General features: G+C 36.3%; 21 protein-coding genes and 1 pseudogene. 1 reads left to right on the top strand and 21 read right to left on the bottom strand.

Translation table 11 applies throughout. The annotated features are described in order from the left end of the window. The 10 genes from V514_RS19595 to flgB are packed head-to-tail and all read right to left on the bottom strand — an operon-like array spanning window position 1 to window position 8,439. Window positions 1-1,302 carry a flagellar hook-length control protein FliK gene (locus V514_RS19595; protein ID WP_161630162.1) on the bottom strand — a complete coding sequence of 434 codons (1,302 nt, stop codon included), beginning with the start codon at window positions 1,300-1,302 and terminating at the stop codon, window positions 1-3. Between the two features lie 38 nt (window positions 1,303-1,340). Beyond that, a complete protein-coding gene (locus tag V514_RS0103075; protein ID WP_029498239.1) occupies window positions 1,341-2,003 on the bottom strand; it encodes a MotE family protein in 663 nt (220 codons plus the stop codon). Window positions 2,004-2,008: 5 nt separating this feature from the next. Then, window positions 2,009-2,458 (bottom strand): flagellar export protein FliJ, encoded by a 450-nt coding sequence (gene fliJ, locus V514_RS0103070; RefSeq protein WP_029498238.1) that lies wholly within the window; start codon window positions 2,456-2,458, stop codon window positions 2,009-2,011. Window positions 2,459-2,461: 3 nt separating this feature from the next. Next, window positions 2,462-3,784 carry a flagellar protein export ATPase FliI gene (gene fliI, locus V514_RS0103065; RefSeq protein ID WP_029498237.1) on the bottom strand — a complete coding sequence of 441 codons (1,323 nt, stop codon included), beginning with the start codon at window positions 3,782-3,784 and terminating at the stop codon, window positions 2,462-2,464. A gap of 6 nt (window positions 3,785-3,790) precedes the next feature. Continuing rightward, window positions 3,791-4,576, bottom strand: a complete 786-nt coding sequence (locus V514_RS0103060; RefSeq protein WP_235073055.1) for a FliH/SctL family protein — start codon at window positions 4,574-4,576, stop codon at window positions 3,791-3,793. Further along, window positions 4,560-5,576, bottom strand: coding sequence for a flagellar motor switch protein FliG (gene fliG, locus V514_RS0103055; RefSeq protein WP_029498235.1), 1,017 nt, complete (start codon window positions 5,574-5,576; stop codon window positions 4,560-4,562). Before fliG ends, V514_RS0103060 begins: the two co-directional genes overlap by 17 nt. Window positions 5,577-5,591: 15 nt before the next feature. Continuing rightward, window positions 5,592-7,202 carry a flagellar basal-body MS-ring/collar protein FliF gene (fliF, locus tag V514_RS0103050; protein WP_029498234.1) on the bottom strand — a complete coding sequence of 537 codons (1,611 nt, stop codon included), beginning with the start codon at window positions 7,200-7,202 and terminating at the stop codon, window positions 5,592-5,594. Between the two features lie 47 nt (window positions 7,203-7,249). Then, complete coding sequence (gene fliE, locus V514_RS0103045; protein WP_029498233.1) at window positions 7,250-7,552, bottom strand: flagellar hook-basal body complex protein FliE; 303 nt, start codon at window positions 7,550-7,552, stop codon at window positions 7,250-7,252. A gap of 24 nt (window positions 7,553-7,576) precedes the next feature. Continuing rightward, a complete protein-coding gene (flgC, locus tag V514_RS0103040; RefSeq protein ID WP_029498232.1) occupies window positions 7,577-8,041 on the bottom strand; it encodes a flagellar basal body rod protein FlgC in 465 nt (154 codons plus the stop codon). Between the two features lie 2 nt (window positions 8,042-8,043). After that, a complete protein-coding gene (gene flgB, locus V514_RS0103035) occupies window positions 8,044-8,439 on the bottom strand; it encodes a flagellar basal body rod protein FlgB (RefSeq protein ID WP_029498231.1) in 396 nt (131 codons plus the stop codon). 375 nt (window positions 8,440-8,814) lie between these two features. Here flgB and V514_RS19915 point away from each other — a divergent pair. Beyond that, a pseudogene (locus V514_RS19915) lies at window positions 8,815-8,970 on the top strand (transposase); the annotation flags it as partial. Between the two features lie 115 nt (window positions 8,971-9,085). On the opposite strand, the gene codY reads toward V514_RS19915, so the two are convergent. From codY to V514_RS0102980, 11 genes are all read right to left on the bottom strand, one after another. Further along, complete coding sequence (gene codY / locus V514_RS0103030) at window positions 9,086-9,865, bottom strand: GTP-sensing pleiotropic transcriptional regulator CodY (RefSeq protein ID WP_029498230.1); 780 nt, start codon at window positions 9,863-9,865, stop codon at window positions 9,086-9,088. Window positions 9,866-9,949: 84 nt separating this feature from the next. Further along, a complete protein-coding gene (gene hslU / locus V514_RS0103025; protein ID WP_029498229.1) occupies window positions 9,950-11,344 on the bottom strand; it encodes an ATP-dependent protease ATPase subunit HslU in 1,395 nt (464 codons plus the stop codon). Next, window positions 11,341-11,886, bottom strand: a complete 546-nt coding sequence (hslV, locus tag V514_RS0103020) for an ATP-dependent protease subunit HslV (protein ID WP_029498228.1) — start codon at window positions 11,884-11,886, stop codon at window positions 11,341-11,343. Before hslV ends, hslU begins: the two co-directional genes overlap by 4 nt. Window positions 11,887-11,913: 27 nt before the next feature. Then, window positions 11,914-12,810, bottom strand: coding sequence for a tyrosine recombinase XerC (gene xerC, locus V514_RS0103015; protein ID WP_029498227.1), 897 nt, complete (start codon window positions 12,808-12,810; stop codon window positions 11,914-11,916). 261 nt (window positions 12,811-13,071) lie between these two features. Then, complete coding sequence (trmFO, locus tag V514_RS0103010) at window positions 13,072-14,382, bottom strand: FADH(2)-oxidizing methylenetetrahydrofolate--tRNA-(uracil(54)-C(5))-methyltransferase TrmFO (RefSeq protein WP_029498226.1); 1,311 nt, start codon at window positions 14,380-14,382, stop codon at window positions 13,072-13,074. 200 nt (window positions 14,383-14,582) lie between these two features. Next, on the bottom strand, window positions 14,583-16,670 hold the full coding sequence (gene topA, locus V514_RS0103005; RefSeq protein WP_029498225.1) for a type I DNA topoisomerase: 2,088 nt from the start codon (window positions 16,668-16,670) through the stop codon (window positions 14,583-14,585). A 96-nt stretch (window positions 16,671-16,766) separates the two neighbouring features. Next, window positions 16,767-17,654, bottom strand: coding sequence for a DNA-processing protein DprA (gene dprA, locus V514_RS0103000; RefSeq protein WP_029498224.1), 888 nt, complete (start codon window positions 17,652-17,654; stop codon window positions 16,767-16,769). 72 nt (window positions 17,655-17,726) lie between these two features. After that, window positions 17,727-18,647, bottom strand: coding sequence for a succinate--CoA ligase subunit alpha (gene sucD / locus V514_RS0102995; RefSeq protein ID WP_029498223.1), 921 nt, complete (start codon window positions 18,645-18,647; stop codon window positions 17,727-17,729). Between the two features lie 17 nt (window positions 18,648-18,664). Further along, a complete protein-coding gene (gene sucC / locus V514_RS0102990; RefSeq protein ID WP_029498222.1) occupies window positions 18,665-19,825 on the bottom strand; it encodes an ADP-forming succinate--CoA ligase subunit beta in 1,161 nt (386 codons plus the stop codon). 157 nt (window positions 19,826-19,982) lie between these two features. Further along, window positions 19,983-20,279, bottom strand: coding sequence for an EscU/YscU/HrcU family type III secretion system export apparatus switch protein (locus tag V514_RS0102985; protein WP_029498220.1), 297 nt, complete (start codon window positions 20,277-20,279; stop codon window positions 19,983-19,985). Continuing rightward, window positions 20,276-22,360 (bottom strand): hypothetical protein, encoded by a 2,085-nt coding sequence (locus V514_RS0102980; RefSeq protein WP_029498219.1) that lies wholly within the window; start codon window positions 22,358-22,360, stop codon window positions 20,276-20,278. Before V514_RS0102980 ends, V514_RS0102985 begins: the two co-directional genes overlap by 4 nt. Window positions 22,361-22,363 lie beyond the last annotated feature (3 nt).

The following is a 22,363-nucleotide window of genomic DNA, read 5'->3' as shown; positions in this document are numbered from 1 at the left end:
CTACACCTCTAATTCTGCTAATAGTTCTTCAAATGTTAAACCATCTTCATCTTGACGGTTTTCCTTTTGGTCATTGGCATTTTGTTGATTCATAGATGATTGTTGATTAAATTGCTGATTACGCTGTTCCCCGCGTGATGGCTCAGATAATGCCTGCGAAATATCAATTCGATCTAATTGAATATTTTGATTTACTAAACCTGTCTTTAGCTGATGCAATTGACTCTCTATCATTTGTTTACCAGCCGCTGTAGACGTTAAAATACGTGCACTCATCACACCATTTTGTTGTGAGAATTCAATTCGTACAGAGCCTAAATGTTCTGGATAAAGCTTAATTAGTAAACGTTGACTCTGCGCGTTATTTGCTAATTGGCTACGATTCATAATTTTTTCAAATTGTTTAACAAAATTTTCAGCTTGTGAAGCTGGTGTTGTTTGCGGCAATGAAATTGTTACAGTTGTTGTTTGTGGGACAATTTTTGCCACAGCATTTCCTGCTAATTCTGTTGTTGTCGACTTCGTATTTACTATATTTTCGTTGGCACTAGGTTGGATAACTTTCACAGCGGAACTTACTTCTTTTGTATTGGTCAATGTTCCCGTTAAAGTCGTATTCAACATTGTTTTAGCATCTTGCTGCGTTTGCGCTGTTTCTGTTACACGCGAGGCAACTGTTGCCAACCAATTTTTCACTTGTGAAGTTTGCAGTTCTTGCTGCAATGTTAAATCTGTTTTAGATGCTGCTAACTCAACAAATTTTAGAATTTTAACAACATCTGTTGCCATTACTTTTGAAACATTCCCCTTACCTTCTAAAGAAGTTGCTAGATTTTGCATAAACGTAAACGCACTGTCATCAAGTTTCTGTAATATGTCCCATAAAATTGTTCCTGTTACTTCTTCATCACTCAGTTCACTAAATGTTTTTATAAGATTCTCCATATCTATGTTGAGAATTTGAGTCAATTGCTCTAATGAAGTTTGCCCCATTGCTAAATCTAATTCTGAAATTTCTATTCCTAATTCAGATAAATTTGATGCATTCAATAAACTATAAATATCGACTTCAGCTACGTCTGGTCTTATTTGGCTACTTTCTAATAAAGCACCTAAACCTAAATTTAATTGGAATTTTCCAGTTGAATTCTCGTCATTCATTTTTTTTTGTTGATTTGGTAATATTTCTTTAATCTTTGCTGCATTTAAAGTTTTTGTAAATGATCTATCCTCCTGTCCATTTGTAGAATTTGTAGAAATTCCAGTACCGACAGATTTCGGAATAGTTGCACCTATTTGCATTGTTGCAAGGTTCACTTTTCCACCTCCCTTCAAAGCTATTAGTTAGTTGTATTTTTTGTTTCATCTTTATTATCAGTTTTCTTCGCAGATAATAACGTAGTAAAACGCGCTGCATCATCCGGAGACATTTTTTCTAAAATTGCTGCTAATGTTTCTGTCTTTAATTTACTCATAATAGCAACAGCTTCTTCATCTTTAAGTGCTACTAGTGCTGGCGCAGCAGATTTTGGTCTCATTTGTTCATATGTAGCAACAAGGGTCTCAATGCTTGTATTTGTCATTTCATCTTTAGAATCAGATTTTAATTTTTTTATTTCTTTCTTTAAACGACGTTTTTCTATTCTCTCTTTTTTAGCATCTGTTTTTTGTTGATCAATTTGATCTTGTAAACCTTTAATTTCGGCCTCTTTCTCTTGTAACTGCGATTTCAAACTTACAAGTTGATCTTCATAATTTTTATTATTAACTTTTCTGGCATCGTCACTTTGGGAAATGCCAGTAAGCTCTTTTGCTTTTTCAAACACATTTGTTCCTGTCACTTGAAAAACAATTAATAAAATTGCTGAAGCAAATAACAATGGAATAATAACCCAAAAAAAAGCTTTTTGAAATTTCCCCGGTGCTTTTTTTTCTTCCCCTACATCTTCTCGGCCGTTAGGTGGTCTCTTTCCTTTTGCAGGTCGTTTTTTTGGTTGTGCCATTAAAATCACCTAATTTCTTTATTGTAATAAGCGATTTGCGAAAGCTCATCAAGTTGAAGCATTTCTAACCGATTCTCTTCTAATTTAAAAACTTCATAATCTTTTTCTCGCATTTTTTCATATTTTCTACACTCTAATGTTTGTTCTAATAACTTCTCTTCAAACCATTCCATTTTAGAACGAGCTTGTATTACTTTATTTTGTGCATTCATAATGGTTTTTTCCATACTATCAAGAAATTGTGCATTACTATGCATTTCTTGTATACTCATGCCTATTTTCATACGCTGCTCTTGATAAATAATTAAATCTTCTTTTCTCTTTAACGATTCGTATAAATTTTGTGCAACGTTTTCAAAATTTTGTATAGCTTCTTTATAAGCCATTTCAATTTCATTTTTTTCTTGTTCTTTTATAACCATGATTGAATCAAAACGATATTGGTAATTTGTCATGTACTACCCTCCGCGATTTGCCAACTGAACAAGTTCATTAACACTTTCTTCTAACGAAACTGGATCCAAATAACCTTGTTTCAAGAAATTTGTAATCAATGGTTCATAAAAAATAGCTTCATCAATTTCCTTTGATGTTCCTTTTTTATAGGCACCAATATTAATAAGATCCTCCGACTTACTATATGTGAAATAAAGTTCTCTTAATTTTTCTGCCGCAGCTTTATGTTCTTTTGTTGCAATATGGTTCATTAAACGACTAACGCTTTTTAGCACATTAATGGCTGGATATTGCCCTTTGTTTGCCAAAGTTCGATCTAAAACAATATGACCATCTAGAATTCCTCGTACAGTATCTGCAATAGGTTCATTCATATCATCTCCATCTACTAATACCGTATAAAATGCTGTAATCGTTCCATATTCATTTGTTCCTGTACGTTCCAATAATTTTGGCAAAATAGCAAATACTGACGGCGTATAACCTTTTTGTGCTGGTGGCTCACCCGTAGCTAACCCTACTTCGCGTTGTGCCATCGCAACCCTAGTTACTGAATCCATCATGAGCATGACATTTAATCCTTTATTGCGGAAATATTCTGCAATAGCTGTAGCTGTAAAAGCACCTTTAATACGCATCAATGCTGGTTGATCTGATGTAGCTGCTATAACAATAGTTCGTTTTAATCCTTCAGGTCCTAAATCACGCTCTATAAATTCTCTTACTTCTCGACCGCGTTCTCCTATTAGTGCAATAACATTTAAATCGGCTGTTGTATTTCTTGCAATCATACCTAACAAAGTCGATTTACCTACCCCAGACCCAGCAAAAATCCCGACACGTTGACCCTTTCCCACAGTCAGCATCCCATCAATAGCTTTAACACCAACTTCTAAAGTCTCTTCTATAGGTGGTCTAGTCAATGGATTTGGCGGCTCTCCTTCTGTATCTACAACAGCTAAGCCTTTAGGCAATGCTGAACCATCTAACGGTTTCCCCATCGAATCTAATATTTTCCCAATCAATTCTGGCCCAATTTTAATTTCAAGCGGTTTATTTGTTCCTTCAACAAGACAACCAATAGAAATATCTCTTAATGATTTGAATGGCATTAAAACGACGGTTTCATCTCTAAATCCTACTACTTCAGCAAGAATCTCTTGATGTCCAGCATGTGAAGAGTAAACATGAATCTTACACACATCACCTATAGAACTTTCAGGGCCTTGTGATTCAAGCATTAACCCTACAACGCGTGTCACACGACCATATTTCTTGAACGTTGGCACTGCTTGTAATTGTTCTAATAATTCTACGGCCTTCATTTAATCTCACTCCACACTTTCCAATAGTTCACTTAAATGATGACGTAATTCATTTAGTTGTTCATCAATACTTGCAATGAGTCTCCCGTGATTTGTGTCGATATAACACTCCTGATTTGAAAGGTCCTCATCGATAAAAATCATAAATGGCATGTTTGGCGGGAACATTGCGACTAGTTCATCTCTATTCTGCGTCAATAGAACATGATTTTCAGCTGCAACATAAATCTTTACAAAATCACTCTCTCGGACTTCTTTCAACGCACGTTCGATAATATGCACATAATTCGAAGGATTTTGTTCTAAATTTACATTTAAAATTCGTTGCGCTGAGCGGATGGCTAATTCTAAAATTACACTTTCTTGACTATCCAAATAAGCTTGCGCATTTTTTTCTGATTGAGCCATCGTATCATTAGCAATTTGAATATCACGCGACATATTCTCTAATGCTTTATTACGTCCTTCTTCTATCCCTTGAGTAAAACCTTCATCGTAGGCTTGCTGTTGTAATTGAAGTTTTTCTTCTTGCCATTGCTGTTGTGCTTCTATTAAAGTTTGTTCTTTTTCAGTACATAACACTTTAAATTGTTCTTGTTTTAATGCAATTTCCTGTCGAGCTTCTTCAAGTAATTGATCACGTTCAGCATATAATTGCTCTAATGAAATATCTGGTACAACGTCATTGTCTTCGTCGACAGTCGGAACCATAAATTCTCGAATTTCAATGGTACGAATATTTGGCTGGTCCATCCCTGTACCTGGACGATAAATTCTAGACAATAATGTCATCTCCTCCACCACGAGCAATAATAATTTCTCCAGCATCTTCTAAACGGCGAGTAACTGCCACGATACGCGACTGTGCTTCTTCGACATCACGTAGACGAACAGGCCCCATAACCGCCATATCTTCTTTAAATGTTTCTGCCATACGTTGAGACATATTTTTGAATAAAATATCTTTGACTTCTTCGCTTGATACTTTCATAGATAGTAATAAATCTTCGTTTTCGACATCGCGAATAACGCGCTGAATTGAACGATTGTCGAGTGTAACCAAATCTTCGAACACAAACATACGTTTTTTAATTTCTTCTGCAAGTTCAGGATCTTGAATTTCAAGCGCATCGAGAATTGTTTTTTCTGTTTGTCGATCAACACCATTTAATACTTCGACTACTGCATCTACGCCACCCGTTTCTGTGTAATCTTGTGTAACGGTAGAGGATAGCTTTCTCTCTAGGACAGACTCAATTTCACTAATTACCTCTGGTGATGTTGATTCCATTGTTGCAATACGTTTCGCGATATCTGCTTGTACTTCTTGCGGTAAAGATGAAAGAATCGTTCCTGCTTGTTGTGGCTCAAGATAGGACAAGATCAACGCTATTGTTTGTGGGTGTTCATTTTGAATAAAGTTAAAAATTTGTGCTGGATCTGTTCGACGTGCGAAATCAAATGGTCGAACTTGTAATGACGATGTTAAGCGATTAATAATTTGTTGTGCTTGATCATTTCCTAAAGCTTTTTCAAGAACTGTTTTTGCATAGCCTATACCACCTTGCACAATGTAATCTTGCGCAAGAGCAATATTATGAAACTCTTCGATTATTTCTTCTTTTACTTCTGGTTCTACTTTTTTCACGCCTGAAATTTCTAATGTTAAACGTTCAATTTCCTCTTCAGATAAATGTTTATACACTGCAGCAGAAACTTCAGGTCCTAATGAGATTAATAGGAGTGCGGCTTTTTGTTTACCAGAAAGCTCTTTTTCTTTTTTTGCTACCAAAGCATGTCCCTCCCATTAGTCTTCTGAAATCCATGTACGTAATAATTTTGCAAAGTCTTCTGGCTTATCTTTAGCCATTTTTTCTAGTTGTTTACGACGAACTGTTGCTTCTGAATCTTTTTCATTCGCAATGTCCTCAACGTCCATCTCTTCATCATAGTATTCTTCATCATCATAGTATTCTTCTTCGCGATTTTGACGACGTGAACGAATAATAAAGAATGTTAATAATCCAATAGCAACAACTAAAACGCCTCCAATTACCCAAATCCACCAAGGAATTGTTGTACCTGCGTCAGTTGCAGTTGTCGCTTTACCATTTAATTTTTGAACAGAAACGTTAATTTTTTGTGCAACATCCGCATTTGTCAAATCGCCTGCCGAATTTTTATCAATAGATGTCCGAACGATTGATGCTAGCATATCTTGAACAGCTGCTTCCGTATCTGCCGGCAATGATGTTGGATCATCCGCAGTCGGTGGCTCTAGCACAACTTGAATACCTAAATCACGTACACGATATGGACTTTCTGTAATTTGTCGTTTAATACGATTCACTTCATTATTGACAGTATCTTCAGTTCGTTCGTAATCTCCTGTCCCTGTATCACCGGCTTGCTGATAATCTGTGAAATTATCCGTAGCTCCATCTGCTTCTGCATTGCCCGCCGCGGCTGCACCTGTACCAGAATAAGTCTCTGAGATTTTTTGAGCACTTATTGTAATACCTGTCATATTTTCTTTATCAACAGGTTCTACTAACTTTTCCGTACGTTGCTCTTGTGTAAAATCAATATCAGAAGTTACTGTAACAACAGCTTTTCCAGCTCCCATAATATTGCTTAATAATGATTGAACTTGTCTTTGTAAATCGCGTTCAATTTGTTTCTTCACCGCTAATTGATTTGCCGCATTACCTGCCCCATTAGCGCCTGAAATAGAATTTGATGTTAAATCAAAATATTCATTATACTGATTCGTAATAATAATATTATCTGTATTTAAATTCGGTACAGATTTTGCTACTAAATTGTATAATGTTTTGATTTGTTCATCGGAAAATTGTTGCCCTGCTTGAGTGTCTAATACAATGGAAGCACTAGAGTCTTCTGCATTTTCACCACTTGTCACAAAAGTACTTTTTTCCGGAATAGACAGCATAACCTTTGCATCATTAATACCATCCATTTGTTTTAATAATTTTGCTAATTCAGTTTGAATTGAAGCGATTTTTAACACATTAAATTCATTATCCGTCATGCCAAAACCCGCGTTCTCAGAGAAGAAAGAGTAATCAATTTCACCTGATTGAGGATATCCTTGAGAAGCTAAACTCACAAGTAAATCATCTGCTTGATTTTCTGGAACCATTATTGCAGTTCCACCTTCTCCAATTTGATACTTAACACCATCTGCGTCCAATTGTTCTTTAATTTGACCAACTTCACTCGCGGTTAAATTTGAATACAGCGGTTTGTAAGTAACGCGGGTTGCAAAATATGTAATAATTGCTGCTAACGCAATAATTGCTACGATGCTACTAATTAACGCAATCTTTTGCTTCTTTGAACGACTTCCCCAGAACTCCGAGAATTTCGTTTTAATATTATTTACTCTTTCATTCATTTTATGCCTCCGGTTACTTGTAAATGCAGCGTATTCAAAGGTTAACCTTAAACTGACATACGCATAACTTCTTGATAAGCTTCGACTGCTTTATTCCGAATTGATAGAGCCGTGTTTAATGTTACATTTGCTTTTTGCGAAGCAATCATTACATCATGTAGCTCTACATCTTGCCCATTCACTAATTTATTTGTATAAACATCAGATGTCGCCTGTGTTTCGTTTACTTGATTAATAGCATCTTTCAACATTGTGCTAAAAGATGCATCTGTTTTTATATTATTTGTCCCTGTCGTTTGCATCATAGTAGGCGTAACAGGTTGCATAATTGATACAGGAGATATAGCCATCATTAAAAACTCCTTTTAATTCTTTTATTTACCTATCTCTAAAGCTTTCGATAACATTGCTTTATTTGCATTAAATGCTGTCACATTTGCTTCATATGATCTCGTAGCAGAAATTAAGTTTGTCATCTCTTTTAATGAATCAACATTTGATGTTTGAACATAGCCTTCGTCATTAGCATCTGGATCTGTTGGATCATAAATCAATTTAAATGGTGTTTCAGTATCTTCGTTAATGTTCGTAACTTTTACACCTTTTCCTGTTGATTGATCACTACGTCCAATTGCTGCACTTAAATAATTAGAAAAAGAAGGTCCAGATTCTTGAGCAGTCAATGTCACTGTTTTGCGGCGATATGGTTCCCATTCCCCATCAACTTGTTTTGCTCTTGTCGTATCTATGTTTGCTAGATTCGATGAAACAACATCCATACGCAAACGCTGTGCAGTTAATGCACTTCCCGTTGTTTCCATACTGCTAAAAATTGACATTCTTAACTTCCTCCCTTAGCAACTGTTAACAATGAGTTAAGTTTGCCATTTACGCGATCAATTAATGCGTTATAATAAATTGTATTTTCAGCTAAACTAGCTTGTTCTTTATCCATGTCTACACCATTACCATTTTGGCGATAACTTAAATTTGTATAGCTATACACACCCGGTGCTTTCGCTGAGTTTGTTGTAAAATTAATATGTTGATTGTCTGTTCGATATGCAGATATTGAAGATGTTTTCGCGTCTTCTAATAACTTCGCAAAACTAACATCTTTTGCTTTATAATTAGGTGTATCACTATTTGCTATATTTTGTGCAACTACTTTGTTCTTAGTTGAAGCATATGATAAACCATATTCTAAATTACTAATTGTACCACTAAATAACCCCACTTTTTTCACCTCAGTTCAATCTTAACTATAAACAAAGCACTATAATATCAATATGTTAATTGTAATAAATAAGCGACAGTGTGTCTATTGATTCCAGAGCTTTTTTAATAGTCCGTATATACCATTTTAAGTTGCATAACAGTTCAAACTTAATGTTATTTTCACTATATTATAGCGTATTTTCGCTATCTATTCACACTATACAAGTAGTGTAAACTTGGTTTATAAGGACTTTGAAGCCACTTCGTTTTTTACTTTTTTTTCAATTTATATAAGTCTTTTTTACTTTATAATATATTATTCCTTAATATTACTTTTATGTTAATTAAATGTTTCATTTTCTTTAAAAAGGGAACTAATATATTTTACGATCGTCAACGTAAAATTAACGTAGAACCACTTTTTGGATTTTTGAAAGCTAATTTAGGTTTCACTCGATTCTCCATCCGAGGAAAATCGAAAGTGAAAAATGAAATTAGCCTCGCATTAATGGCGACAAACTTAAGAAAATACGCTATACAGGAATGGTAATTACCAATTTGCGCATAAAAAAAATAGAGAAGGGAATGTCAAATTCGACATTCCCTTCTCCATTAGAGGCTGGAATTTCCACTTATGTCCCAACCTCTTCTTTTCTTATTTATCATTAACGCATTTTAATTTCTTCTAATGCAGCAAGGAACTTATTATTTAAAACTTTAATATAAGTACCTTTCATACCTAACGAGCGTGACTCAATAACACCTGCAGATTCTAATTTACGTAGTGCATTAACAATTACTGAGCGCGTAATACCTACACGGTCAGCAATCTTAGAAGCTACTAATAAACCTTCTGAGCCATCTAATTCCTCAAAGATATGTTCAATAGCTTCAAGTTCAGAATAAGAAAGCGAATTAATTGCCATTTGTACGACTGCTTTTGAACGTGCCTCTTCTTCAATTTCTTCTGCTTTTTCACGCAAGATTTCCATACCGACTACAGTTGCCCCATATTCAGCTAACACTAAATCTTCATCTTCAAATGCGTGTGCAATACGGCCAAGCACTAATGTACCTAAACGTTCCCCACCGCCGATGATCGGAACAATAGTTGTTAAACCATCTTTAAATGTATCTTTGTTTTCTACAGGGAATACTGTATGCTCATCATCGATACCAATGTTTGCAACTGTTTCTTGGAAATCATATAAGTTTTTAGTATATGCTTCTGGGAAACGACGTTCTTCAAACATTTTTTTAATACGTTCGTTTTCAATTTGTTGATTGATTGTAAGACCTAATAATTTACCTTTACGACTTACGATATATACATTACTATCAATTACTTCGCCAAGTGTTTCTGACATTTCTTTGAAGTTGACAGGCTTACCAGCTGAAGCTTGAAGCATTGAGTTAATTTTACGAATTTTTGCTAATAAATTCATTTTAAAAGTGTTCCTCCTGATTGAATTGTCCTTTATTTACGGAAAATTCAAAAGTTTTTCAATTTTCTACATTTTAATTATAAACTATAAAATAAACTCTGACAAATCTTTGTTCTTAACGATTTTACCTAGTTTACCGTCCACATATTGAGGTGTAATATCAATATGTGCTGGTGCAATATCAGAAGCTTCGAATGATAAATCTTCTAATAGTTTTTCTAAAATTGTGTGTAAACGACGCGCACCAATGTTATCGGTATTTAAATTTACTTCCATTGCAATTTCTGCTAAGCGATCAATGGCTTCATCTGTAAACGCAATTTCAATACCTTCTGTTTCAAGTAACGCTTGGTATTGCAAAATAAGTGAGTGATCTGGTTCTTTCAAAATCCGTACAAAATCTTCTTTTGTTAATTTCTCCAATTCTACACGAATCGGGAAACGACCTTGCAATTCAGGAATTAAATCAGACGGTTTTGACATATGGAAAGCACCTGCTGCAATAAAGAGCATGAAATCTGTACGAACAGCACCATACTTCGTATTCACTGTAGAACCTTCTACAATTGGTAAAATGTCACGTTGAACGCCTTCACGGGATACACCAGGTTGACTGCCGCCGTTACCTTTGACAGCGATTTTATCGATTTCATCAATAAAAATAATGCCCATCTGTTCTGTTCGATAAATTGCTTCTTCCGCTACTTCATCACTATCAATCAGCTTATTTGCTTCTTCAATTGTTAAAATGCGACGCGCTTCTTTTACTTGTAAGCGACGCTTTTTCTTTTTCTTTGGCATCATGTTTGATAATAAATCACCCATACCAGTACCATTCATATCCATACCCGGCATTCCTGGCATCATCATCATACTCATTTGTTCTTCCACTTCGACAGTTACCCATTCGTTTTCAAGCTTTCCAGCCGCTAAATCTTCCATAATTTGAGAACGTTTCACACGAACTTGCGTGTCTTCTGTTGCGTCCTCGTCCTCTTCTTGTTGATTACCAAAAAACATTTCAAAAGGGTTTGTCATATTCGGCTGTTTCTTTTTACGCACACTTGGTACTAAAAGTTTTACAATCTGTTCATTCGCTAACTTTTCAGCTTGATCATGAACTTCTTCTTGTTTTTCTTCTTTTACGAGTCGATTGGCAACTTCAACTAAATCACGAACCATCGATTCAACATCACGACCAACATAACCTATTTCTGTAAATTTAGTTGCTTCCACTTTTAAAAATGGAGCTTTTACTAATTTAGCAATACGGCGTGCAATTTCGGTTTTACCAACACCTGTTGGTCCAATCATCAAAATATTTTTCGGAATAACTTCTTCACGCATTTCTTCTGATAATTGTTGGCGACGATATCGATTACGTAATGCTACTGCGACAGATTTTTTTGCTTCTGTTTGGCCAACAATATAACGGTTTAAGTATTCTGTCATTTGTTTTGGTGTTTGTTGTATTGTCATACGTCTAAATCCTCCACAATGATATTACGATTTGTAAAGACACAAATATCTGAAGCTGTTTCTAATGATGCTTTTGCGATTTCTTTTGCAGTCATAGAATCACCTGCATGTTTTTGTAATGCTCTACCAGCTGCTAACGCATAGTTGCCACCTGAACCAATCGCTAAAATACCATCATCAGGCTCAATAACTTCACCTGAGCCTGATACAAGCAATAAAGTTTCGTTGTTCATGACTAATAATAAAGCTTCTAATTTTTGAAGCATTTTATCGCCGCGCCATTGTTTTGCTACTTCTACAGCAGCGCGTTGTAAATTACCATTATACTCCGTTAACTTTCCTTCAAACATTTCAAATAATGTAAAAGCATCCGCTACAGATCCGGCAAACCCGGCCAGTACTTGACCGTTATATAAACGGCGTACCTTTCTAGCAGTATTTTTCATAATAACTGATTGACCTAATGTTACTTGACCATCTCCAGCCATCGCACTTTGACCTTTATGCTGAATTGCAAAAATAGTCGTTGCATGCATTTGCATATCCACAATCTTCACTCCTCTTTGTCATTACGCTCTCGGATGAGCATTCATATAGGTATTTCGAAGATGTTCTTTCGTTACATGTGTATAAACTTGCGTAGATGATAGCGATGTATGTCCAAGTAATTCTTGAACTGTTCGTAAATCCGCTCCGTTATTCAACAAATGTGTTGCAAATGTATGACGTAACATATGCGGATAAATGACTCCATGCATCTCTGCCTTCTTGAGCATCTCGTTTAAAATATAACGAACGCCACGTGATGTGAGTTCCCCACCACGCATATTTACAAATAACTTCGTATGCGACTGCTTCATCAATGGTATGCGCGCTTCATTTATATAACGCACAATCGCTTCATGAGCATAGTGTCCAAACGGTACATACCGTTCCTTTCTCCCTTTCCCCATGACACGTACAATATCTAATGATAAATCAACATCTTTTACTAATAATGATGTAAGTTCGCTAACACGAATACCTGTAGCATAAAGCAATTCCAAAATCGCCATATTGCGTAGCGCCTTTACATCTTCCCCTTCATTTGCCTCAAACAGTTTCGTTAATTCTTCCTCATAAAAAAAGCGCGGTAAGCGACTTTCTTTTTTCGGATGATATAACGCTTGGAATGCGGCATCATCCAATTGATACTCTTTATTTAAAAAGCGGAAAAACGAACGAATCGCAGAAATCTTTCGCGAAATCGTCGCGCGCGCTTTTTGCTCATCATATAACTGTGTTACATATAACCGTGCGTGAAGATACGCCACCGTTTCTAAATCTTCTACCCCTTCTTGTTCTAAAAATTCAAAAAAACGTGTTAAGTCTTGTTCATAATTTAAAACGGTTGAAGAAGCATAATTTTTTTCGAATTTAATGTAGGTTATAAACTCGGCAAGCGCTTGAATCTTCTGAATTTCCATTCGAACACCTCATTCACGTTGAGCGATCTATCTTTATTCTCTCATTGTCTCACTATTAAATAAAGCGAGAAGGCTCTAAGAAAAACATAGATTGTAATTATTTTCTGTCAATTCGTGACAAACTGTTGAACAATCGAGTTGTAAGTTAAGGTTATTCTCTTGAAGCATTAAAAAAAGCCCTTCAAAGTATAACAACTTTAAAGGACCGAATCAAATTTATTTCTGTAGAATACATTTGTGTACTACAGAAAGAATTTAAAATTACAGTACAGTTGTGTCTTTGAATTGCTTTAGTGCATCTAACGCGCGAGCTGCATGACGTTCGCCGCGCTCTTGTTTTGATTTAATACGTTCACCTAGTTCAGGGAATAAACCAAAGTTTACATTCATTGGTTGGAAATGTTTCGCATCTGCCTCTGTGATATAGCGTGCCATACTACCAAGCGCTGTTTCTTTCGGGAAGATTACAAGTTCTTGTTCTAGTGCCATATGCGCTGCGTTAATACCTGCAACTAAACCTGCGCCTGCAGACTCTACATATCCTTCAACACCTGTCATTTGACCTGCAAAGAATACGTTTGGCATTGCTTTTAATTGGTACGTTGGTGCTAACACTTTTGGTGAATTAATGAACGTATTACGGTGCATTACGCCATAGCGTACGATTTCAATATTCTCTAAACCTGGAATCATGCTGAATACACGTTTTTGCTCGCCCCATTTTAAATGTGTTTGGAACCCTACGATATTATAAAGTGTTCCAGCTGCATCATCTTGACGAAGTTGAATAACCGCGTATGGACGTTTATCTGTTTTTGGATCTTCAAGACCTACTGGCTTCATCGGTCCAAATAACATCGTTTTTTCGCCACGTTCAGCCATTACTTCAATTGGCATACAGCCTTCAAAATATTTTTCTTTTTCGAATTCTTTTAGAGGAGCTCTTTCTGCTTCTACTAATGCTTCACGGAATGCATAAAATTCTTCTTTATTCATTGGGCAATTTAAATACGCCGCTTCACCTTTGTCATAACGTGATTTCAAATATACTTTATCCATATCAATTGAATCTTTTTCAATAATTGGTGCTGCTGCATCATAAAAGTATAAATAATCTTGACCTGTAGCTTCACGTACTTTTTCCGCTAATGCTGGCGATGTTAATGGACCTGTAGCAATTACAGTAATACCTTCAGGAATTTCTGTTACTTCTTCGTTAATTACTTCAACATTTGGATGATTTTTTACTTTTTCAGTAATATAACCTGAAAATTCGTGACGGTCTACAGCCAACGCGCCTCCTGCTGGTACAGCACAATTATCCGCTGCATCAATAATTACAGAATCTAATTGGCGCATCTCTTCTTTAATTACGCCAACCGCGTTTGTTAAAGAATTTGCACGCAATGAATTTGAGCATACAAGCTCTGCAAATTTATCTGTGTGGTGAGCTGGAGTTTGCTTCACTGGACGCATTTCATATAAGCGCACTTTTACGCCACGCTTTGCGATTTGCCATGCTGCTTCACTACCAGCAAGACCTGCTCCGATTACATTTACGATTGGTGTCATGTTACTTACCTGCCTTTTTTTCTTTTGCGTTTTTTCTCAATCTAAGATTCATTTTAACAGTACACTAAATAAAACGCTACTATGTTCTATCTAGCAAAACAATGATTGGGATAGAATCGTTTTATCACGTAGTAGCAAGTAGCCATGTTTTATAAAAAAAGGGAATTGCGCTAAAGCACAATCCCTTTTTTCTCAACTATCTACTTTTCAACAGTTTCTTCTTTATAATCACACTCTGTACATTGTACTTGTGTACCTTTTTTAACTTTTTTCTCAACTAATAAATGCTCACATTTTGGACATTTACGAGCAATTGGTTTATCCCATGATACAAAGTCACAATCAGGGTAACGATTACAACCATAGAATACACGTTTTGTTTTGCTTTTACGCTCAACAATTTCGCCTTCATGACAAGTTGGACACTTCACACCAATTTCTTTCACAATAGCTTTTGTATTGCGACATTCTGGGAAATTACTACATGCCATAAATTTACCATAACGACCAAGTTTGAAAACCATTGGATGCCCACAAAGTTCACAATCTTCACCTGCTGGCTCATCTTTAATTTCAACCTTTTCCATTGCTACTTCAGCATGTTTTAAGCTTTTTTCAAAATCTTGATAAAAGGCATCAATAATGTTAACCCATTCTGTTTTACCTTCTTCAATACTATCCAAGTCTCGTTCCATTTTCGCAGTAAACTCAATATTAATAATTTCCGGGAAAAATTCATTGACTAATGAATGAACGATTTCACCAAGTTCTGTCGGCACAAAACGTTTCGTTTCAAGCGTAACATATCCGCGTTTTTGAATCGTATCTAATGTCGGCGCATATGTTGATGGGCGCCCAATACCTAATTCTTCTAACGTTTTAACTAAACGAGCCTCTGAAAAACGTGGTGGTGGTTGCGTAAAGTGCTGTTTCGGTACAATATCAAGGCTTTTAACAATATCGCCTTCTTGCATCGGCGGTAACAATTTATCTTTCGACTTATCTTCTTTTGAATCATCATTTCCTTCGATATACACTTTCATGAAACCAGAAAATTTCACATGTGAACCTGTCGCACGGAATGTAATATCTCCATTAATTAAATCGGCAGTTACTGTATCTAACACAGCTGGTGCCATTTGGCTCGCAATAAAACGCTCCCATATTAAGCGATATAAACGCAATTGATCACGTGAGAGCACCGCTTTTAATTGATCTGGGTGACGCATTGTAGATGTCGGACGAATCGCTTCATGAGCATCTTGCGCTTTTTCTGATTTTTTCGCTTGCTGTGAAACAGGCGTTGTATAATCTTCTCCATAAGTTTCTTCAATATAGCTATTCGCTTCTTTTTTCGCTGTTTCTGAAATACGAGTAGAGTCTGTACGCATATATGTGATTAAACCTGTAATACCTTCTTTTTTCCCTAGGTCAATCCCTTCATACAGCTGTTGCGCTAACATCATTGTTTTCTTCGCACGGAAATTCAACTTACGCGCAGCTTCTTGTTGAAGAGAAGAGGTTGTAAACGCTGCTGCTGCATTACGCTTGCGTTCACGTTTTACAATTTTTGCAACTTCGAAATCTTCACCGTCTATTTGTTTTAAGATTGCATTTACTTCTTCTTCATTTGTTAATTTTACTTTGTCAGTGCCTGTACCATAAAATAATGCGTCAAATTGTTTTTTATCTTTTTCGAACTGTGCGTCAATCGTCCAATATTCTTCTGGTTTAAATTTATTAATCTCATTTTCACGATCAATAATCAAACGTAATGCAATGGATTGAACGCGACCTGCAGATAATCCTTTTTTGACTTTCTTCCATAGTAATGGACTAATGTTGTACCCTACTAATCGGTCTAAAATACGGCGAGCTTGCTGTGCATCAACTAAGTCCATATCAATTGGACGCGGATGTTTAAAAGATTCTTTAATTGCATCTTTTGTAATTTCATTAAAAACAACACGACAATCCGAATCTTTATCGATATTTAATGCCGTTGCTAAGTGCCAAGCAATTGCTTCTCCTTCACGGTCTGGATCGGCTGCGAGAAAGATTTTTTTGGCTTTTTTCGCTGCATTTTTTAAATCTTGTAATACAGGTCCTTTACCACGAATCGTAATGTATTTCGGTTCATAGTTATTCTCTGTATCAATCCCCGTTTGACTTTTAGGTAAGTCTCGAACATGACCTATAGAAGCTTTTACTTTATATTTCTTTCCCAAATATCGCTCGATTGTTTTCGCTTTCGCCGGCGATTCTACAATAACTAGATAATCTGACATGTGATTTCCCCCTTAGTAAGAGGTGAAGTTTCTTAATTTAAAAACAAATACCTGTTGCAAAATGTATAACAGAAATCCAAGTTTTGCAACCATTTTTCATTTCAAAAATAAAAAACCGGCCATTTCTTCAAGGATTTGAGAGCCGTTCCATACAAGCGTAGCACCTTCTGAAGCCAATTTATGGGGTAATTCAGAAAGAGGTGACAAAATATTTCCAGGAATCACAAAAATCATTCTTCCGTGGTCCAATCCATAATCTACCGTTGATAAAGTCCCACTCTTTTTTTGTGCTTCTGTCACAAGAATTCCCCAACTTATTCCGCTAATCAGACGATTTCTCATTGGAAATTGCCACTTTTTCGGCCCCATATACGGTGGGTATTCACTAATAAGTAACTGCGTTTGACTCATCTCTTTCATCAAGTCACCATGTTCTCTTGGATAAATATGCTGAAAACCATACCCTAATACACCAATTGTAGCCCCTCCTAGCTTCATTGTCACATCATGAGCCATTTTGTCGGCCCCCTTAGCTAAACCGCTTACAACGACAAATTCTTCGTTTACAAGCGATGGTAGTAAGTGTTCTAAAACATCTTTCGAATATTTTGATGCTTTTCGTGAACCTACAACTGCAATTTTTCGTTGATTTTGCAAAATATCAAGTTTACCTTTAGCATAAATAACACTTGGTGGATCATAAATTTGACGTAAATTCTCTGGATAATTTGCATCAAAAAATGTAATTGGCTCAATTCCTTGTTCTTTATAATATGAAGAAAAAGAAAAATTTTGATGCTCTTGCAAAAACTTTTGTAGTTGAGTAGCTTTTGGCGTAGTGATTTTAAGAAATTTTGTTAATTGTTGTACAGAAATTTCTTCAGTGTGTTGAAAAGTCATTAATAATGGCCAAAAACGGTTAATAGGCACAGGCATAACATAATGTAACCTCAATAAAAATTCTCGCAATGATTGTTGTAACATAAACCTCATCCTCTCCAAAAAAATAAACGGGACCGCGTTTACACGCAATCCCGTTTATTTTTTTCTTAAATTTTACACATGTTGCTTTTCAGCATGTGTTTTTACTTGATCATAAATACCTTGTTCTTTAACTACTTTAATAAAAGTTTCACCGATTGTTGATGGAGTAGGCGCAACTTCAATACCTGCCGCATTAAGTGCTGCAATTTTATCTGTTGCCGTTCCTTTACCACCTGAAATAATTGCACCCGCATGCCCCATTCGTTTGCCTGGAGGTGCCGTTTGACCAGCGATGAATGCCACAACTGGTTTTGTCATATGATTTTTCACATATTCAGCTGCTTCTTCTTCTGCTGTACCACCAATTTCACCAATCATGACAACACCTAATGTTTCTGGATCAGCTTCAAATTCTTTTAGTACATCAATGAAGTTTGTGCCATTTACAGGGTCCCCACCAATACCTACAGCAGTTGTTTGACCAATACCTGCTGTTGTTAATTGATGTACTGCTTCATATGTTAAAGTACCAGAACGCGATACAACTCCCACATGACCTTTTGTATGAATATATCCTGGCATAATACCAATTTTACATTCATCAGCAGTAATAACACCTGGGCAGTTTGGTCCTACTAAACGTGTTTTTTTGCCTTCCATGTAGCGCTTTACACGAACCATATCTAAGACAGGAATATGTTCAGTAATACAAATAACCATATCTAATTCTGCTTCTACTGCTTCTAAAATTGAGTCTGCTGCAAAACGTGCAGGTACGTATACTACAGATACATTACAACCTGTTGCTTCTACTGCTTCTTTAACTGTATTAAATACTGGAACACCTTCGATAGACGTCCCACCTTTACCAGGCGTTACACCTGCAACGATTTTTGTACCATATTCCAACATTTGTTTTGTATGGAAAAGTGCTGTTGAACCTGTAATACCTTGAACAAGCACCTTTGTATCTTTATTGATGAAAATACCCATGTTTATTCCACCCTTTCTTAGCCTACAAGCTCTACAATTTTTTGTGCGCCGTCTGCAAGTGATGCTGCTGCCACGATATTTAGTGTTGAATGACGTAAAATTTCTTTACCTAACTCAACATTCGTACCTTCTAAACGAACAACAAGTGGGACTTCTAAACCTAGTTCGCCTGCTGCTGCTACAACACCTTCTGCAATTACATCACATTTCATAATGCCACCGAAGATATTAACGAAAATACCTTTTACTTGTGCATCTGAAAGAATGATTTTAAATGCTTCTTTAACTTTTTCTGGTGTTGCACTACCACCAACATCTAAAAAGTTCGCTGGGCTACCACCGTAGTAACCAATTGTATCCATTGTTGCCATTGCAAGTCCGGCACCATTTACTAAACAACCAATTGAGCCATCTAGTGGAATATAACTTAAGTCATGTTTTGATGCTTCGATTTCTTTCGGATCTTCTTCATCATAGTCGCGCAGTTCTACTACATCCGCATGACGATATAAACTGTTGCCATCGAAGTTGAATTTCGCATCTAATGCAACAACTTCATCTCCACCTGTCACAACAAGTGGATTAATTTCCACAACAGAAGCATCTTTTTCGATGAATGTTTTATATAAACCTAAGAATAGGTCTGCTGCTTTATTTATCAAATTATTCGGAATATTAATATTAAACGCAAGACGACGCGCTTGGAAAGCCGTTAATCCTACAATAGGATCTACCACTTCTGTAAAGATTTTCTCCGGCGTTTCTTCTGCAACCTCTTCGATATTCATACCGCCCTCTTCAGACCCCATTAGTGTTACACGTGAAGTCGCGCGATCAACGAGTAAGCTTACATAATACTCTTTTTTAATATCTGAGCCTTCCTCTATGTAAAGGCGCTTAATTTCTTTTCCTTCTGGACCAGTTTGGTGTGTTACCAATACTTTACCTAAAAGTTCTTTTGCGTATTGTTCTACTTCGTCTAGTGATTTTGCGATTTTGACACCGCCTGCTTTACCACGCCCCCCAGCATGGATTTGAGCTTTCACTACTACTACCTCGGAACCTAATTCTTTAGCTGCCTTCACCGCTTCTTTTGGTGAAAATGCAACGATACCTTTAGGAACCTTTACCCCATTTTGACGAAGAATCTCTTTCCCTTGATACTCATGGATATTCATGAAACTTCCTCCCATCTCTTTGTAAAACTTTCATGTTACATTCTTTATTGTATATAAAATATTCTAAACTGTCTATGTTTTATACTACAATATCTTTTATATTTTCTATAAATTTCTTCTTTAGACACAAAATCCGCTAAATTTCGCACAACGAAATTTAGCGGATTTTTTTTTGGACGCTATCATACGTACGATCCAATCGATAAATAAAGGCAAAAACTTCTGCTACTGCTTGATATAATTCTTCAGGAATAGACTCATTTAAATCTAATTGTCCTAATAATTGGACAAGAGAGGGGTCCTCTTGAATTGGAATATCATGCATTTTTGCTTGCTCTAAAATATTCTCAGCAATTTTTCCCTTGCCTTTTGCCAAAACTTTCGGTGCTCCGCCACTGCTTGGATCAAAGTTAAGCGCAACTGCTTCTTGTCTTTTTTCATGTTGTTCCATCATATACGCAAATCAACTCCTCCTTCACCAGTACTTGTCGTTGCATGCAACATCGGTTTCACGTCTTTTGTAGCGCGTTCAAATGGTTTTATTAAGACACCGGATAATTTGTAATCGTGCGCTTCTAGCCCCTTTTCTAACGATGCTCTCAACGGCTCAGCAAACTGCATTAAATCATGTTTTTCATTATACACTGTTACAGTAATGACGCGACTTTGAACTTGCATATCAATAACAGTTTCCTCTAACGACGCTAAATCTAAATAAAACATGACCCGTGCATAATCAGCATCAATTTTTCCATTTTTCTTCATGCGGCCATTCCACTGTAACGTGGCATCTGTTTGCTTGCCAAAAAAATCAAGTGGAACTTGCATAATCAACTGATGCTGTGGTCCATTTTCCCCTGATAAAAAATGCATTCCATTCATTCGCGCCACAATATTTTCCGCTGCTTGGCGCGTTGTGGAATGTGCTGTTTCATCTTGTAATAAGGCCATTAATTGTGGTTTTAGTTGCTGCTGAAGTTGTTCTAAGTTTGTATCTTTATTACTTAAATTTGCTTCATAATTGAGCCCTAAACTTTGCAATGTATGTCGTAAAATTATTTCGAATGCTTTTCCATTCATTTGTTGTTGCAGTTGCAATTCGGTATTTTGCAATAGTTGCTGTGTTATTGGATTAACTGTTTTTGTTGCTTGATATGTCAACGCTTCCATAGCCTCGTCCATCATTTGTGGTTGCACACCTAACAATTGCAATAACTGTATTTTTGTTTGCTGAGTCACACCTTGTTGCAATGGTTGTTGTTGCAATTGTTCGCTATACCCTTTTACTAATTCATGCTGTATATTTTTAGCTAATGTTTGAATCGTTTGCGTTGATGCTTGCGCGGAATCAAATTTTTGTAATACTGTTATAATTGCTTCTTTTGATGCTTGTGGCAATTGCCCATCTTGTTGAACCGTTTGTGCTAATTGTGATAGAACGGGTGATAGATTTGTCAGGTTTGTTTGTACAATAGTATTTAATATTTGCGTTGGTGTTGCAGGATTTGTTGTAGCCGATGCATTTGAAACAACTGTACTTAACTGTGCTATATACGGATTTGTTGGCGCAAGGCTAACGCGATTTAATGCTGTCATAACCGCTTCTTTTGATGATGAACTTATCCCCGTGTGGTTAAGTATAGCTTGTTGTAATGCTGCTCGTGCTTCTAGATTTTGCGGATTTTGTTGTACAAGTTGCAAAGCGTTTTGTAACGTTGCTGTCGGATTAGCATCAGCTTTTCCTAATGAATTTGATAAAAAATTCATCATATTGGCATTTTGCGGCAATACGCCAGCTTCTCGTAACATTGCTAACATCGCTTGCTTTGTTGTCGCACTCGTTGCGGCTGATAGCAAGCTGTCTAGCATTTTGGCTAACATGACGCTACCCGTTTCAATTGCCAATGGTTTTTGTAACCGCAATAAGCTATTTAAAAGCGCTTCTTTAAGCGAACCACTTAATGATGAATCATTTTGAATAAGTTGCTGTAAGTTTTGTAACGCAGCTTGAAAACCTGTTTTAGCGCTCCCTTGTACAATTGCTTGCAATGAATTTTCGGTCATCGGTAATTTTAACTGTACGATTTTAGATAATGCATCTAATGCTTGCGTTGCCGGAATCGTTGTCGATTTTAATACGTGTTCAGCTTGGATTAACTGCTCACGTGACATTGGTACATCTTGCTTTAAAAACTGTTTGATGATTTGCTGCATTTCCTTTGAATCAGGTAAATTCATACTTTTCATTAATTGTAATGCTTGCTGTGTCGTTGATTGCGATGTCAAAGGCCCAGAAACTAATTTTAAAGATAACTCTGGCGAAGTACCTGTCACTTGAAAGAAATGTGCGTCACCAGCTTTTAATGGCATTTCTAGTTGTGCCATCATTTTTTGATTACCTACTTGAATTTCTGCTTTTTGATCCGGATAGAGTTTTTTAATTGTGCCATGTAACACCTGTCCTTCTTTTACAACGATTGCCTGTTGCTTAGATGACATTTGTGCTTGTTGTACATTTACGCCTGCTAAATTCATATT

The organism is Kurthia huakuii LAM0618 (assembly GCF_000505545.1).
Lineage (GTDB): Bacteria > Bacillota > Bacilli > Bacillales_A > Planococcaceae > Kurthia > Kurthia huakuii.
This window is presented reverse-complemented; position numbering and strand designations above follow the sequence as displayed.

Coding starts and splice junctions, on each gene's coding strand:
- xerC (WP_029498227.1), bottom strand. CDS start 12,810: ATGGAAATTCAGAAGATTCAAGCGCTTGCCGAGTTTATAACCTACATT.
- hslV (WP_029498228.1), bottom strand. CDS start 11,886: ATGCAAATGCATGCAACGACTATTTTTGCAATTCAGCATAAAGGTCAA.
- V514_RS0102980 (WP_029498219.1), bottom strand. CDS start 22,360: ATGAATTTAGCAGGCGTAAATGTACAACAAGCACAAATGTCATCTAAG.
- fliF (WP_029498234.1), bottom strand. CDS start 7,202: ATGAATGAAAGAGTAAATAATATTAAAACGAAATTCTCGGAGTTCTGG.
- topA (WP_029498225.1), bottom strand. CDS start 16,670: ATGTCAGATTATCTAGTTATTGTAGAATCGCCGGCGAAAGCGAAAACA.
- sucD (WP_029498223.1), bottom strand. CDS start 18,647: ATGGGTATTTTCATCAATAAAGATACAAAGGTGCTTGTTCAAGGTATT.
- fliJ (WP_029498238.1), bottom strand. CDS start 2,458: ATGACAAATTACCAATATCGTTTTGATTCAATCATGGTTATAAAAGAA.
- V514_RS19595 (WP_161630162.1), bottom strand. CDS start 1,302: ATGCAAATAGGTGCAACTATTCCGAAATCTGTCGGTACTGGAATTTCT.
- hslU (WP_029498229.1), bottom strand. CDS start 11,344: ATGACAATACAACAAACACCAAAACAAATGACAGAATACTTAAACCGT.
- flgC (WP_029498232.1), bottom strand. CDS start 8,041: ATGTCAATTTTTAGCAGTATGGAAACAACGGGAAGTGCATTAACTGCA.
- V514_RS0103060 (WP_235073055.1), bottom strand. CDS start 4,576: ATGACATTATTGTCTAGAATTTATCGTCCAGGTACAGGGATGGACCAG.
- sucC (WP_029498222.1), bottom strand. CDS start 19,825: ATGAATATCCATGAGTATCAAGGGAAAGAGATTCTTCGTCAAAATGGG.
- dprA (WP_029498224.1), bottom strand. CDS start 17,654: ATGTTACAACAATCATTGCGAGAATTTTTATTGAGGTTACATTATGTT.
- fliE (WP_029498233.1), bottom strand. CDS start 7,552: ATGGCTATATCTCCTGTATCAATTATGCAACCTGTTACGCCTACTATG.
- fliI (WP_029498237.1), bottom strand. CDS start 3,784: ATGAAGGCCGTAGAATTATTAGAACAATTACAAGCAGTGCCAACGTTC.
- V514_RS0102985 (WP_029498220.1), bottom strand. CDS start 20,279: ATGATGGAACAACATGAAAAAAGACAAGAAGCAGTTGCGCTTAACTTT.
- V514_RS0103075 (WP_029498239.1), bottom strand. CDS start 2,003: ATGGCACAACCAAAAAAACGACCTGCAAAAGGAAAGAGACCACCTAAC.
- codY (WP_029498230.1), bottom strand. CDS start 9,865: ATGAATTTATTAGCAAAAATTCGTAAAATTAACTCAATGCTTCAAGCT.
- trmFO (WP_029498226.1), bottom strand. CDS start 14,382: ATGACACCAATCGTAAATGTAATCGGAGCAGGTCTTGCTGGTAGTGAA.